Origin of the sequence: Corallococcus sp. AB030 (genome assembly GCF_003668965.1) — a bacterium.
In the GTDB taxonomy this organism is placed as follows: domain Bacteria; phylum Myxococcota; class Myxococcia; order Myxococcales; family Myxococcaceae; genus Corallococcus; species Corallococcus exiguus.
In genome coordinates this window covers 23970-36683 of sequence record NZ_RAWQ01000093.1, presented here as the reverse complement: position 1 = coordinate 36683, position 12714 = coordinate 23970, and the positions used below count along the sequence as shown (strand labels likewise).

The following is a 12714-nucleotide window of genomic DNA, read 5'->3' as shown; positions in this document are numbered from 1 at the left end:
AGCTCCAGCTCCGTCTGCGGCACGCGCTTGCCCTCGTGCTCCGTGGCCACGTCCACGCGGACCAGGCCCACGCCCGCGGCGAAGGTCATCGTGTTCACGAGCGTCGTCTGCCCATCCACCTTGTTGCGGCCCTCCACGCTGACGCAGTTGGAGAACGAACCCGCGGGCACCTTGCAGGCGAAGCCCACCTGCACCAGCTGGTAGCGCTCCGTGGAGGACACGGACACGACGTTGTTCCAGCCGCGCCCGGCCTCCAGCGGGCCACGCAGCAGGTAGCGCTTGGGGTCGCGCAGGCCGAAGGCGTCCACCGTGAGCTGGCCGCCCTGGTTGTCCACGAAGTAGCCGTCCTGCTCCTTGACGATCTCCACCGTGACGGGTTTGTCGTCGCGCCCGTCAATCCGGTACGTCCATGCGTTGCCCACGGCCAGCGGGTAGAACTGGGCGATGGACTCGGGCGAGGGGCGCGTGTCCGACTCGACGCGCTTCGCACAGCCGGAACCGACGAGCGTGGAGGCCAGGAGGGTCAGGCCCCCCACCATCGACAGCGATTGCTTCATCATGCGCTAGGGGTCCGCGTGGCCCTGGCCACGCGCCTCCGCGGTTGCGTGGTTGCGTGATGCGTAGAGCGTGTCCAGCGCCTGCTGCGCGGCGGCCTGGACCGACGGCGTGTCGTGGCCCTGGGCCACCGTGTACAGGTACGCCTCCGCCTCCGGGCCGCCAATCTCGCCCACCGCGAAGACGATTTCCTGCAGGAAGCCCGAGTCGCGGCCGCGCGCCAGGTCGATGAGCGCCGGCACCGCGCTCTTCGCCTTCATCTCCGCCAGCGCGCCAATGGTGCGGCGCACCTGCTCCGCGTCGCTGGTGTCCTTGAGGCGCTCAATCAGGAGCGGCGCGGCGGACGGGTGCTTGCGCTCGGCCAGCGTCCGCAGGGCGAACTCGCGGATGCGCGAATCGGTGGCCTGGAGGTCCGCCACCAGCGCCTCGTCCGTGCGGTCCAGCGCGGAGAGCTGAAGCACCGCGGACTCCGTCACCTGCCGCAGCACGTTCTCCAGTGCGCTGCGCATCGCGGCCCGCCGCCCGTCCGTCGAGTCCACCTCCACCGCCGCCTCGCCCAGGCCCACGACCTCGTAGCGCTGGGGCGTGTTGCCGCCAAAGCGCTCCAGGGAAAGGTTGACGCCCACCTCCGCGAAGCTGTGCGGGTTGCCGTCCTTCAACACCTCGCGGGTGAAGGGCACGTCCAGCGACAGCCGCCAGGGGCGGGCCTTCTTGGGAGACTCGTCGGCCACCAGCTCGAAGCGGCCGGAGGACTCCAGCGCGTCATCGAACAGGTCCCGCACGCCTTCCGGGCCGAAACCCAGGAGAGCGTTGTCCCGCAGGGTGGTCCCGGAGAGCTCCACCGGCGCCACCGGATAGCGCGGGGCCTGCGAGCGGCAGGCCCCGAAAAACAGCACGCAAGAGGTTAGCAGCAGGGCCGGCTTCATGGCCCCCACAGGCTAACACTCCCGCGTCCACCGCACCCGATTCCGTGCGGGGGATCAGCCTTCCTTGTTGCCCTCGGACGAGCCGTCCGTCCCAGGGGCCACCGGCGCCTCGTGCACCTCGCGGACTTCCGCGGGCTGCGAGGACGCTTCGGAGGGAGCCTCTTCCGGAGGCAGCGCCTGCGCGGCGACCGGGGTCACCGCATCGGACGCATCACTCGCGGCTTCGGCCCGGGCCCGCGCGGCTTCGTCGGACTCCGGAGAAGCCTGCACCGCTTCGCCCGCCTGCCAGGCGTTGCCCACGACGGGCGGCGTGGCGGCGGCCTCCCCGTTCGCGGGGCTGACCTCCCTCATCACGGGCAGTGCCTCGCCCGCGAGCGCGACCGACTCACCGGTGACGCTGCCACCCGGAGACGGCGCGGCGATGCCACCCGAGGACTCAGTGCCCTCACCGGCGGCGACCGCTGCCACCGTGGTGGCATCGGACTGATCCGCGCTGGAGGCCTCACCGGCGGGAGCGCCGGCTTCACCCGCGGGCGTGCCCTCCGCTCCGCGCGTGCCACGGCCGCGACGGCCCCGGCGACGACGGCGGCGGCGCTTGCGCTCGGAGGCGCTGCCCTCGGCGGCACCGGCCTCGGCGCCCTCCTTGCCTCCACCCACGAAGGCGCTGGCGGCCTCCAGGTCCTCGTCCTCACCCTCGTCGTCGCCCTCCTCGGACTCGTCCTCTTCCGACGCGGGCGTGAACCCCGCGGCGGCCGGCGGCGCGGGGGCCACCGGAGAGGCCTTGGCCTCGGAGCCCTCGGCACCGGTCTGGGCAGAGTCGCGGGCCTCGGCCCGTTCGCGCTGACGGTCGCGGCGGCGCTCGGAACGGTCGCTCCGCTCGGGACGCTCCGCGCGCTCCGGCTTTTCGGTGGTGGCGGCGACCTCGGCCTCGCCAGCGCCCTCGCCCTCCTCGCGGGCCTGCTTCTCGCTCTTGCGCTCCTCGCGGCGGCGCTGGGCCTCCTCGGCGTCCAGCTTCGCGGCCTCGAAGAAGCGCTCGTCGATGTCGTACAGCTCCACCTGGGTGACGGTGACGGCCGTCTTCGCCTCCAGGAACTTCTCACCCAGGGCGTCTCCGCACCACAGCATCACCAGCGAGCCAGTGGCCTGCGCTTCCGAGCGCGCGTCGCCGCGCACCTCGCCCGCGCTCACCAGCAGGCCCACCTGCGCCGAGTAGTGGCCCAGGTCGCGCCGCAGCTCCTGCACCGTCTTGCGATCGATGCCCGGCATGCCCTTGAGCATGCGGACCGCGTAGCGCAGCTCCACGCTGCCCTCGCGCTTGCGCGCGGTGAGCAGGGGGCCTTCCTTGGAGCGCTTGGCGACCTTCAGCTCGCGGAAGCCCAGCCCGTGCATCATCTTCACCACGGACTTCTCGAAGGTGCCCACGTCCGCGTCGCCCAGGCGCTTGCGCAGCCCGCGAGCCACCGCCCGGCGCGCGTCCTTGAGGGCCGTGCGCGCGGTGGTGATGAGGGCCTCGTCCACCAGGGGCTCCCCGGCGGCGGCGGGCTTGCCCAGCACCGGGCGGCCCCCCTCCAGCGGGATGCCCAGGGCCTGCGCGAAGGCGGCCTGGAGCTCCAGGGGCGGCGCCTCGCTCGGCGCGCCCGCGCGCTCCAGGGACACCTCTCCGGTCTCCTGGTTGAAGGCGTACTGGGGCCGGCGGCCCGCGTCGATGCGGCGCTGGTTGTCCTCCAGCAGGGCGGTGAGCACCGCCTCCACCGTGGTCTCCTCGGCGCACAGCTCCTTGGCCTTGGCGCGCTCGATGAGCTGATCCGTGCGCAGTCCGGCTTCCGCCTCGCTGAGGATCTCGAACACCACCTCCGGCAGTGGCGGGAAGCGCTTGCGGCGTCCACCCCGCTCCTCTTCACCCTCGTCACGGCGGCGCTTGCGCTCCGTGCCACGACCCGACGCGCGGACGTTGTCCGTGCGGGGCTCCGGGTGACGCTCCACCGGCCGCAACGGAGGCAACTCCTCCTCCGGATGCGGCTCCATCACGCCCGTCTGTGCAAGTGCCTCGACGTCCTCGGAGAGCGACCAGTCCGTCAGCGCGAAGGTATCCTTCGCGGTGACAATCACCTTTCGATCCCGCGTCCGTCGCGCCATCGCGGCCAGTCGCGACAGCATCGTCACTTCCGGCGTCTTACCGATGTGGGACAGCAGGCTCAGCTGGATGGACTTCTCCGTGATCTCAAGGAAATGCAGGGGGCGACCTTCGCTCTCCAGTACACGGAGCGCGGCCTCGTAAAATGTCATCGAGTATTCCCCAAGAATTCCGAACGGTTACAAAAATGTAGGTCCGTATGGGCGGCGGATGCTAGCCATCGCTAAACTGGCTTGTCAACGAACGTCAATGACCCGTCTTCGCATCGGCCACCATTGGAAGCGCGAACCGTCGGCTTCCCCGCTCGATTCCATCGCGCTGGAGCTCGACGGCGTGAACCTGCTGTCCGGGGCGGTGGAGGAGCCCCTGACGGAGGTCGTCCCCGCTCTGGTGGAGGCGGTCGCGGCCCTGCACGCGGGGAGGCGGCGGCTGGCGCAGGTTTCGCTGACGGAGGCGCACCTGGAGTTGGTGTTGCGGCGCGTCGGGCCGGACATCGAACTTTCGGTGGCGAGTCTCGCCCGCCCCGCCCATTTGCTGCGCCCGCCCATCCGGGTGGACGCCGAGGAGCTGACGAAGGCCACCCGCCAGAGCGGCCAGAGATTCCTCCAGGACGTGACGAAGCTCGCGCCCAAGGCCCTGTCCGCCACGGCCGCCCGGAAGCTGGGCGAGGCGCTCCAGGGCCTGGGCAAGGCCGCCCCGCATGCGGAAGAAAAGCCCGTTCCCCCCACCCCGCTGCGGATTGAGCCCGTCTCCGTGCCGGGCTTCGGCTTCGAGCTGAAGGACATCTCCCCCGCCTCGCGCGAGGCGCCGTCGAAGGGCCCCTCCGGGGCGCTGGCGCCGCTCCTGGGCGCGGGTGAGGTGTGGCTGGCGCTGCCGGGACGGCCGCAGGCGTGGCGTGCGCCGGGGCCGCCGTTCCTCACGGTGCTGGAGCTGTCCCGGCAGGCCGTGGAGCTGGCGCGGGCGGTGGAGCTGGGCGAGGCCCGCTTCGAGTTCGAGCCCGCGGGCGTGCGTCCCCGCCTGACGCTGGACCTGCCCGGACGGCGGGCGAAGCTGGGGCCCACCGGCACGTGGTTCGAGCTGGAGCCCGAGGCGCTGCTGTCCGCCCTCTTCCAGTTGGGGGAGGCGCTGGGACTGGCGTTCGCGGAGGCGCACCGGGTCCAGGTCTCCAACCCGTACCTGGTGGAGGTGGCGGAGCGTTGCCGCGAGGGGCTGTCCCACCTGCGAGGTGCGCACAAGCCGCCCGAAGCCGAGGGCGAGGCCCGCGAGCGCAAGAGTCCCCCGGCGCGCGGCGAGTCCCGTCCCCTGAAGGTGCCTGGGAAGCTGCGGCGCCTGCGCTTCGAGAAGCTGTGGGAGCAGCGCGGGCTGGAGGAGCCGGAGGAGGCGCGGCTGCTCCTGGGCCGGCACGGGCCGGTGTACTGCGCGCCGGGGCTGGCCGGCGCGTTCTCACGCAAGGACGGCGCGCTGCTGTGGCGGCGGGCCGCGTCGCTGGGCGTGGCGGCGTCCGCGGATGGCCACGCGGTGGCGGCGGACGACACGCGCGTGTACGGCTTCACCGGCCGGGGCTCGGGCGCGCGGTGGCTGCACGACCATGACGGCATCCCGCTGGGGCCGCTGCTGCTGCGCCAGGACGGGCTGCTGCTGACGCTGTCGGAGGACCGCACGGCGGTGGCCTTCGCGGAGGCCACGGGCCGCGAGGTGTGGCGCCTGGCCCCTCCTCGCACGCAGCGCGGGTGGATGGCCACGCAGGGACACCGGGCGCTCCTGTCCACGGACTCGGGCTACCTGTACGGCCTGGACCTGGAGGACGGTCAGGTGCGCTACCGGCTGCGCTCGCCCCTGCCCTTCCATGGGCCTCCGGTGGCGTGGGGCCGGCGCTTCCTGGCGCTCCTGGGGCGCGGCTCGCATCACGCGCTGCTGCTGGCGGACGCGCACACCGGCGAAACGCAGTGGACGTTCGAACCGGACCTCATCCTTCCCTCCACGCCGCTGCCGGTGGGCCAGCGGGTGCTCCTGGCCGGGATGCGCGACCAGGACGGGTTCCTGGTGTGCCTGGACGCGCGTGGACGCAAGGTCTGGGAGCGCGCGCTGCACCTGGGCCCGGGGCCCTATGCGCTGGCGCCGCTGCCTCGCGCGGTGGTGGTGACGAGCGCGTCCGGGGCGGCCGCTCGCGTGGCCTTGTCCGGGCAGGTGGACTGGCGGGTGGGGGCGGCCGGCGAGCCGCTGATCACCGCGCTGCCGGCGCGCACCGCCCGCGACGTGACGCTCATCGCGGGAGAGGTGGTGCGCGCGGTGGATCCTCGCGGCGGTCAGGTGCTCGCGGAGGTGCGCGCGGGGGTGGGGCTCGTCGCGCTCCAGGCCGACGTGCGCCTCAACCTGTACTTCCTGGACGACGCCGGCACGCTGTCCGCGTACCGGCTGGGGTCGCACTTCGCCGTCGTGAAGTGACGAAGTGCGGCCTGTCCGTGACTCGCCCTGAACCTGAAACGAAGGGCTACTCGCCCTTCTTCGCCGAGGCCTTGGCCGGGTCGATGTCCTCCTCCGGCCGCTCCTCCTGCGTGGCGCCTTCCCAAGTCTCGTTGGCACCCAGCTTCCACTCCGACGGCACGTCCAGCTTCCACGCGTAGGTGGCGTTGGCGTTGCCACCGGACGCCGCGTGCGAGGCGACGTTGATGGTCATCTCCAGCTTCGCCACCTCCGCGGGCAGCAGGTCCAGGTCGTAGTGGCCCAGCACCATCTGCGGAGGGAACCCGGCGATGAGGCGCTCGGGGTAGTCGATCTTCATCGACGGGTCGGCGCCGCGCATCTCGCCCAGCAGCTTGCCCTTCGCGTCCGTGAGCTTCCACACCGTGTCGAACGAAGCGCTGGTGACCATCTTCTTCACCTTGCCCTCGTCCTTCTCCACGCGCTGCGCGCCCCAGAGCACCAGCTGCAGGCGGATCTGCGGCTTGCCCATCACCATCACCACGTCGTTGGACACCACGTCCAGGCGCATGCCCTTGTCCGTGGCGGACAACACCGGGCGGTAGCGGCCCTCCCGCAGGGAGTCGAACTGCTTGCGCGCGTACTCGTAGAAGGCCTTGCGGTCTCCCGCGCGGTTGTCCTTCTTTTCGCCCCCCGCCTCCGCGCGCTGATCCAGCTCCGCCAGATAGCTGTCGAACTTCTTGTTTCCGCCAAAGCGGTCCAGGTGCGCGTCGACATCGTCGAAGTAGCCCTTGAAGAAGGACTTCAGCTCGTCCTTGTAGGAAGCCTCATCCGGGTTGGAGCGCATCCAGCCCACGCGCTCCATGTAGACGGACTGGATGCGGCGATAGTCCGCGTCCCGCTCCGCCTCGGTGGCCCGCGCGGAGGCGGTGCGGTGACTCGCCACGGCGGCGACGATCACCAGGGCGATGACAACGATGATTCCGAAGTAGCGCTTCAAGCGACAGGCTCCTGTGCGTTCGGGCAGGCAATGATATGAGCCGCATCATCGTGCCCCAGGCCGAGGGAATCCAACTGTTCACCGTGCCCCTTCCTCTGGAGGAAGGGGACCTGCTGGGAAGCCCCCAGATTGCCTGGCAGGCCTACGGGAAACCGTCGGATGGCAAAGCGGTGGTGGTGCTGCACGACCTGTCCCATTCCCACCAGGCGTTGAGCACGGAAGTGAACGGTGCGTACCAACCTTCGGGCTGGGGGCGGGAGCTGATCGGTCCGGGCAAGGCGCTGGATCCGGACGTGACGCCAGTCATCGTGCCCAACCTCCTGGGCAGCCCGTTCGGTTCCACGTCGCCGCTGACGCCGGATCCGCACAGCGGGAGGCCCTGGGGCGCGGCCCTGCCGCCGCTCACCGTGCTGGACATGGCGCGCGGCGTGTCCGCGCTGCTGCGGGCCCTGGGGCTCACGCGCGTCCGGGCGGTGGTGGGGATTGGCCTGGGCGGGCTGGTGGCGCTGCGGCTGGCCGCGCTGTTCCCGGAGCTGGCGGACGGCGTGGTGGTGCTGGGCGCGGCGCGGGCGCTGCCGGAAGGGCTGCGCGAGAAGCTGGGCCTCACGTCGCAGGTGCTGCGCATGGCGCCTGACAACGAGGACACCCCGCCCCTGCGCGAGCGCGCCCCGAACCGGACGCTGGCGCGGCTTCGCATGGACTACCTCAAGCTGCTCTACGGCCGCGACCACCTGGGCAGCGCGTATCCGGACAGCGCGGCGGCGCTGGCGGCGCTGGAGGCGGAGGCCGCGTCATTCGCGGACACGTTCGATCCGCTCGCGTGGTCGATGCTCTGCTCCGCGTACGCGGGCTGCGACCTGACGGAGACGTTCTCGAAGATCCACGCGCGGGTGCTGCTGCTCGCGGGCGCGACGGACGCGCTGGCTCCGGCGGGCCGCGTGCGGGACACCTACCACCAGCTGACGGCGGCGGGGGTGCAGGCGCGGTTCGTGGAGCTGCAGGGGCCTGGAGACCACGGCACCCTGCTGTCGGACGCGCACCGGCTGAAGGGGCCGGTGCAGGACTTCCTGCGCTGGCTGCGCGGCTAGCTAGCGCTGCGACTGGTGCTGCGAGGCGAGCCGCGCCCGGAGCGCGCCCACGAGCATCCCGATGGCGATGTCGTTGTTGCCGCCGTGCGGGATGATGATGTCCGCGTGGTGCTTGGACGGCTCCACGAAGCCCATGTGCATGGGGCGCACGTGGCGCAGGTACTGGCCCACCACGTGGTCGAAGTCGCGGCCGCGGTCCTTGATGTCGCGGGTGAGGCGGCGAAGGATGCGCAGGTCGTCGTCCGCGTCGACGTAGATCTTCACGTCCATCTCGTCGCGCACTTCCTTCATGTGCAGCACGAGGATGCCCTCGATGAGGACGATGTCCCCGGGGTCCACGCGGTGCGTGTGCGGCTGACGGCCGGACGTGACGAAGTCGTAGACGGGCTTCTGGATGGCCTGGCCCTGCTTGAGCGCACGCAGGTGACTGACCAGCAGCTCCGTGTCGAACGCGTCGGGATGGTCGAAGTTCACCTCCCGCCGGTCCACCAGGGACATGTCCTTCAGGTCCCGGTAGTACGAATCCTGATCAATGAAGGCGACCCGGCAGTCGGCGAGAGCCTCACGCACCTTGCGGGCCACCGTGGTCTTGCCGGACGCGGTGCCGCCTGCGATGCCAACGACGAGGGGTGACGACATGCGGCGGGCACTACCCCACCAGACAGGTGGGCGCAAGGATCCGTTGACCGGCCGACATGTGTCCGCCCTTATGCCCGCCGCAAGAGCCCGCGTGCCTGCCCTTCCGCGAGCAGCCATCCGGGCAGGGCCTCCACCGGAAGCGGCCCATCCGCGAGCCCCTGGAGCCCCGCGGCTACCTCCGGGGGCAGCGTCAGGACCTCGAAGCCGATGGCCTTGCGGCGGATGGCGAAGCGCCACGGGCCCGGACCCGGCCGGGCCGCCACCTGCGCCAGCGCCTCCAGGCCGGACACCTCCAGCGCCCCGCAGGCCCACGCACGGCCGGTGAGATGCCGCCGCAACGCCCGTGTGGAGAACACCAGCTCCGTCAGGTCGGCGGGGAAGGAGCCCAGGCGGACGTCCTCGGTCAGCGCCACCTGGCCCGGGGCTGGGGCGGGCGGCGTCTGGAGGAAGGCGTGCGGCAGCATCATCTCCAGGGACAGCGCGGCGGCCACGCCGTCCGACGGTGCGGCCATCACGCGCTTGCGCGCCCAGGACGCGAACGCGTGGGACAGGGACTTGCCCAGCCCATCGAAGAGGCCTCGGTACTCTCGCGAGCGGGTGAAGGACTCCAGCCCCTCGGGCGTCGCCGCGAGCAGCAGGCGCGTGAGGGGCCAGTCCTTGTCCAGTTGCTCCGCCACCACCGCCAGTCGGAAGTCCCGGTCCGCGCGCGTGCCCTCGGGGTCCTCGTCCTCCGTGGCCGGCGTGACGCCGTGGCCCGCGTCGAACAGCGCCCACGGGCGGCTGTCCCCAGTGAGGGCGGGCACGGGCTCGCGCGACGCGGGGATGTCGATGGGAGCGCGGGACTCCTTCGGGACGAGCGCGCGCAGCCGCCGCAGTGACGCGAGCGCCACCTCTGGCGGATGGCCGTCGCCCTCGAAGGTGACGGCGCGCAGGCGCGGGCAGCGCGGGAGCACCTCCGCCAGCAGTTCGAACAGCTCCTCGCGCACGGGCTGCGTGTGGTCATCCACGTAGAAGGTCCGCCCTCCCCTGCGAGTCACCACTCCGCCGGCGATGTGGAGCTCCACGACCTGATCCAACGGGAAGCCATCCAGCCCCGTGCGCAGGGGCAGGCCCGCGGACAGCTGGTGGCTGAAGAGGTGGCCCAGGTCCAGGAGCAGCGGCAGGCCCGTGCGCGCGTGCAGCTTCGCCATGAAGTCCAGCGCGTGCAGTCCGCCGCGCGTGGCGAGCACGGCGGGGTTTTCAATCACCAGCGGGACGCTCAAGCCCGCCTGGATGTGGAGCGCGTGCGCCGCGCTGTCCCGCACGCCCGCGTCGTTGAACGGCGGCGTGACGTAGAGGTAGCCCGGGAAGGGCTGGCCGCCCGCGTGCCACCAGCCCACGTCGTTGCCCACCCACGGACTGCCCACCGCGCGCGCGTGCGCGTCCAGCTCCGCGAGCGCCGACGCGGGCTCCAGCTCCGGGCCCCACAGGTTCAGGTGCACCGGATGGAAGAGGACCGGCACGTCCGAGCGGCGGCGCCACATCTCCGGGAAGAGCGTGGCCTGGGCCCTCGCCTCCTCCAGCGCGATGGGCGCGCTGTACTCCACGAAGTCGAAGAGACCAGGCGAGGCGTCAAGCAACCGGTACGGATGCGGCACGTCCGAGGCGCTCAGGTTGCTGCTCAGCCCCAGCCCCATCCAGGGCAGTGACCACGAATCCGATGCAGGGCGCGTCATGGGCACACCCTAACCAGCCCGGCTCCGGGTGGCGCTAGCCTTGTGTGGCCGGCCGATCCAGGCGCACGTCCTGGACCGTCAGCACCCTGCCGTCCGCGGCGCGCACCTCCAGCGGCTTCACCGGCTGCCCGTGCGCCTTGTCGAGCACTCGAGTCCGGGGCTCTCCCGCCTCGAAGCAGTGCTGCTGCCCCCACTGACCCAGCGCGACCAGGATGGGAAAGAGGCTCCGCCCCTTCTCCGTCAGCACGTACTCCTGCCAGGCGCTGCCGTCGGACGCCGGCTGGGTTTCGAGGATGCCGTGGTCCACCAGGTGCTTCAGTCGCTGGGCCAGGATGTTCTTCGCCACGCCCAGGCTCTTCTGGAACTCGCCGAAGCGGCGCAGGCCGTACTGCGCATCGCGCACGATGAGCAGCGACCACCAGTCCCCGATGACGTCCAGGGACCGGGCCACCGGGCACACCGCCCCTTCCATGCTCGTCCGCTTCACCACCGCCTCCTTCCAGAGGGTCGCTCCACAACTGGTTGCATAACGAAACCGGGGCTTTTATTCATCCGGCAATTGGTTTCATCATGAAACCACTCACACCGGAGGCAGTCAGATGCGGCTCAAGGGAAAGACGGCGCTGATCACGGGCGGTAACAGTGGCATCGGGCTGGCGACGGCGCGGCTGTTCGTGGCGGAGGGGGCGCGGGTGGCCATCACCGGGCGCAACCGGGAGACGCTGGACGCGGCGGTGAAGGAGCTGGGCGCGAACGTGCTGGCGGTGCAGGCGGACGCCACGGATCCGGCCGCGCTGGAGCATGCGGTGGCGGCGACGGTGGAGCGCTTTGGCGGGCTGGACATCGTGTTCGCCAACGCGGGTGTCGCGGCGCAGACGCCCGTGGGCAAGACGTCGCAGGAAGCGTTCACGTCCGTGCTCCAGACCAACGTCACCGGCGTGTTCTTCACGGTGCAGGCCGCGGCGGCGCACCTGAAGCCCGGCGCGTCGATCATCCTCACCAGCTCGGTGCACAGCGAGCTGGGGATGCCCGGGTACTCCGCCTATGCCGCGAGCAAGGGCGCGCTGAAGGCGATGGGAAGCGTGCTGGCGGCGGAGCTCGCCCCCAAGGGCATCCGCGTCAACGTCGTGTCTCCTGGCGCGACGAACACGCCCATCTGGGAGAAGAACGCACCCACGCCGGAGGCCTTCGCGAAGATGGAGCGCGGCATGTCCGCCACCATTCCCATGGGGCGCATGGGCAGGCCGGAGGAGATCGCGCGGACGGTGCTCTTCCTCGCATCCGACGATGCGTCCTACGTGAGCGGGCAGGATCTGTTCGTTGACGGTGGCGTCAACGGCGCGGCGCTGGGTGCGCCCTTGTTCCGCACGCCCGAGCGGGTCTGATACGGGCGACGGTCCTCTATCCCGGAGCTGCTCTCGATGACCTCCTCCCTCAAGCCCACCGCGGTCGTGGTGGGCGTTGGCGCTGAACAGGGCCTGGGCGCGGCCCTGTGCCGGAAGTTCGCCTCGGAAGGCCACCACGTGCTCGTCGCGGGGCGCACGCGGGAGAAGTTGGACCGGGTGGTCGCGGGACTCACGGCCTCCGGTGGCAGTGGCGAGGCGGCGGTCGCGGACGCGACGCGGGAGGCGGACGTCGCGCGGCTGTTCGACCGGGCCCTGGCTCCGGGAGCGGGCTTCGCCCCCGTGGACCTGGTCGTGTTCAACGCCGGCAACAACCGGCAGGTCCCCTTCCGCGACCTGGACGCCGCGACGTTCGAGGACTTCTGGCGGGTGGGCTGTTTCGGCGGGTTCCTCGTTGGACGCGAGGCGGCCCGGCGGCTGGTGCCCCTGGGCCGGGGCACCGTCATCTTCACCGGCGCATCCGCCAGCCTCCGAGGCCGCGCGGGCTTCACGCACTTCGCCGCCGCGAAGGCGGGCCTGCGGATGATCTCCCAGGGCATGGCGCGCGAGTTCGGTCCGCAGGGCCTGCACGTGGCCCACGTGCTCATCGACGGCGGCATCGATGGTGAACGCCTGCACACGCTGGCCCCGGAGCGGGTGAAGGCGCTGGGCGAGGACGGGCTGCTCCACATCGACGCCATCGCGGAGACGTACTGGCAGCTGCACCGGCAGCACCGTTCCGCGTGGACCCAGGAAGTGGACCTGCGGCCGTTCAAGGAGTCGTTCTAGGGCCTCAGCTTTCTGAAGACGCCTCAGCTTTCCGAGCACACGGACACGCTCGCGGGATGGTGGCT

11 protein-coding genes are annotated in these 12714 nt (G+C 71.4%); 4 read left to right on the top strand and 7 right to left on the bottom strand.

Annotated features, from left to right (window positions below; genetic code table 11):
* The 3 genes from D7Y15_RS22085 to D7Y15_RS22075 all read right to left on the bottom strand — a co-directional run.
* On the bottom strand, positions 1-560 hold a 560-nt coding region (locus D7Y15_RS22085), incomplete at its 3' end, for a hypothetical protein (protein WP_121753826.1).
* A 3-nt stretch (positions 561-563) separates the two neighbouring features.
* On the bottom strand, positions 564-1481 hold the full coding sequence (locus tag D7Y15_RS22080; RefSeq protein WP_120577061.1) for a HEAT repeat domain-containing protein: 918 nt from the start codon (positions 1479-1481) through the stop codon (positions 564-566).
* Positions 1482-1535: 54 nt separating this feature from the next.
* Positions 1536-3767 carry an HTH domain-containing protein gene (locus tag D7Y15_RS22075; protein WP_121753825.1) on the bottom strand — a complete coding sequence of 744 codons (2232 nt, stop codon included), beginning with the start codon at positions 3765-3767 and terminating at the stop codon, positions 1536-1538.
* A 97-nt stretch (positions 3768-3864) separates the two neighbouring features.
* Between D7Y15_RS22075 and D7Y15_RS22070 the strand changes: the two genes are divergently transcribed.
* On the top strand, positions 3865-6060 hold the full coding sequence (locus tag D7Y15_RS22070; RefSeq protein ID WP_121753824.1) for a PQQ-binding-like beta-propeller repeat protein: 2196 nt from the start codon (positions 3865-3867) through the stop codon (positions 6058-6060).
* 46 nt (positions 6061-6106) lie between these two features.
* Here the strand turns inward: D7Y15_RS22070 and D7Y15_RS22065 are convergent, their stop codons facing one another.
* Complete coding sequence (locus D7Y15_RS22065) at positions 6107-7036, bottom strand: hypothetical protein (RefSeq protein WP_169821824.1); 930 nt, start codon at positions 7034-7036, stop codon at positions 6107-6109.
* Positions 7037-7071: 35 nt separating this feature from the next.
* Here D7Y15_RS22065 and D7Y15_RS22060 point away from each other — a divergent pair, with 35 nt between their 5' ends.
* Positions 7072-8124, top strand: coding sequence for an alpha/beta fold hydrolase (locus D7Y15_RS22060; protein WP_233605047.1), 1053 nt, complete (start codon positions 7072-7074; stop codon positions 8122-8124).
* Here D7Y15_RS22060 and udk read toward each other — a convergent pair whose 3' ends face one another.
* The 3 genes from udk to D7Y15_RS22045 form a co-directional block, all read right to left on the bottom strand.
* Entirely contained in the window at positions 8125-8763 is a 639-nt protein-coding gene (udk, locus tag D7Y15_RS22055; RefSeq protein ID WP_120577057.1) for a uridine kinase, read from the bottom strand. It lies immediately after the preceding gene.
* Between the two features lie 68 nt (positions 8764-8831).
* On the bottom strand, positions 8832-10478 hold the full coding sequence (locus tag D7Y15_RS22050) for a DUF692 family multinuclear iron-containing protein (protein WP_121753823.1): 1647 nt from the start codon (positions 10476-10478) through the stop codon (positions 8832-8834).
* 34 nt (positions 10479-10512) lie between these two features.
* Positions 10513-10965: a helix-turn-helix domain-containing protein gene (locus D7Y15_RS22045; protein ID WP_199733788.1), complete on the bottom strand. Its 453-nt coding sequence runs from the start codon at positions 10963-10965 to the stop codon at positions 10513-10515.
* Positions 10966-11077: 112 nt separating this feature from the next.
* On the opposite strand from D7Y15_RS22045, the gene D7Y15_RS22040 reads away from it, so the two are divergent.
* A complete protein-coding gene (locus D7Y15_RS22040; RefSeq protein WP_120577054.1) occupies positions 11078-11863 on the top strand; it encodes an SDR family NAD(P)-dependent oxidoreductase in 786 nt (261 codons plus the stop codon).
* 36 nt (positions 11864-11899) lie between these two features.
* Positions 11900-12649, top strand: coding sequence for an SDR family NAD(P)-dependent oxidoreductase (locus D7Y15_RS22035; RefSeq protein ID WP_121753822.1), 750 nt, complete (start codon positions 11900-11902; stop codon positions 12647-12649).
* Positions 12650-12714 lie beyond the last annotated feature (65 nt).

Bases quoted from the DNA above. Each gene is read 5' to 3' on its own strand.
- D7Y15_RS22035 (WP_121753822.1), top strand. From the start codon at position 11,900: ATGACCTCCTCCCTCAAGCCCACCGCGGTCGTGGTGGGCGTTGGCGCT.
- D7Y15_RS22050 (WP_121753823.1), bottom strand. From the start codon at position 10,478: ATGACGCGCCCTGCATCGGATTCGTGGTCACTGCCCTGGATGGGGCTG.
- D7Y15_RS22080 (WP_120577061.1), bottom strand. From the start codon at position 1,481: ATGAAGCCGGCCCTGCTGCTAACCTCTTGCGTGCTGTTTTTCGGGGCC.
- D7Y15_RS22070 (WP_121753824.1), top strand. From the start codon at position 3,865: ATGACCCGTCTTCGCATCGGCCACCATTGGAAGCGCGAACCGTCGGCT.
- D7Y15_RS22075 (WP_121753825.1), bottom strand. From the start codon at position 3,767: ATGACATTTTACGAGGCCGCGCTCCGTGTACTGGAGAGCGAAGGTCGC.
- udk (WP_120577057.1), bottom strand. From the start codon at position 8,763: ATGTCGTCACCCCTCGTCGTTGGCATCGCAGGCGGCACCGCGTCCGGC.
- D7Y15_RS22040 (WP_120577054.1), top strand. From the start codon at position 11,078: ATGCGGCTCAAGGGAAAGACGGCGCTGATCACGGGCGGTAACAGTGGC.
- D7Y15_RS22060 (WP_233605047.1), top strand. From the start codon at position 7,072: ATGAGCCGCATCATCGTGCCCCAGGCCGAGGGAATCCAACTGTTCACC.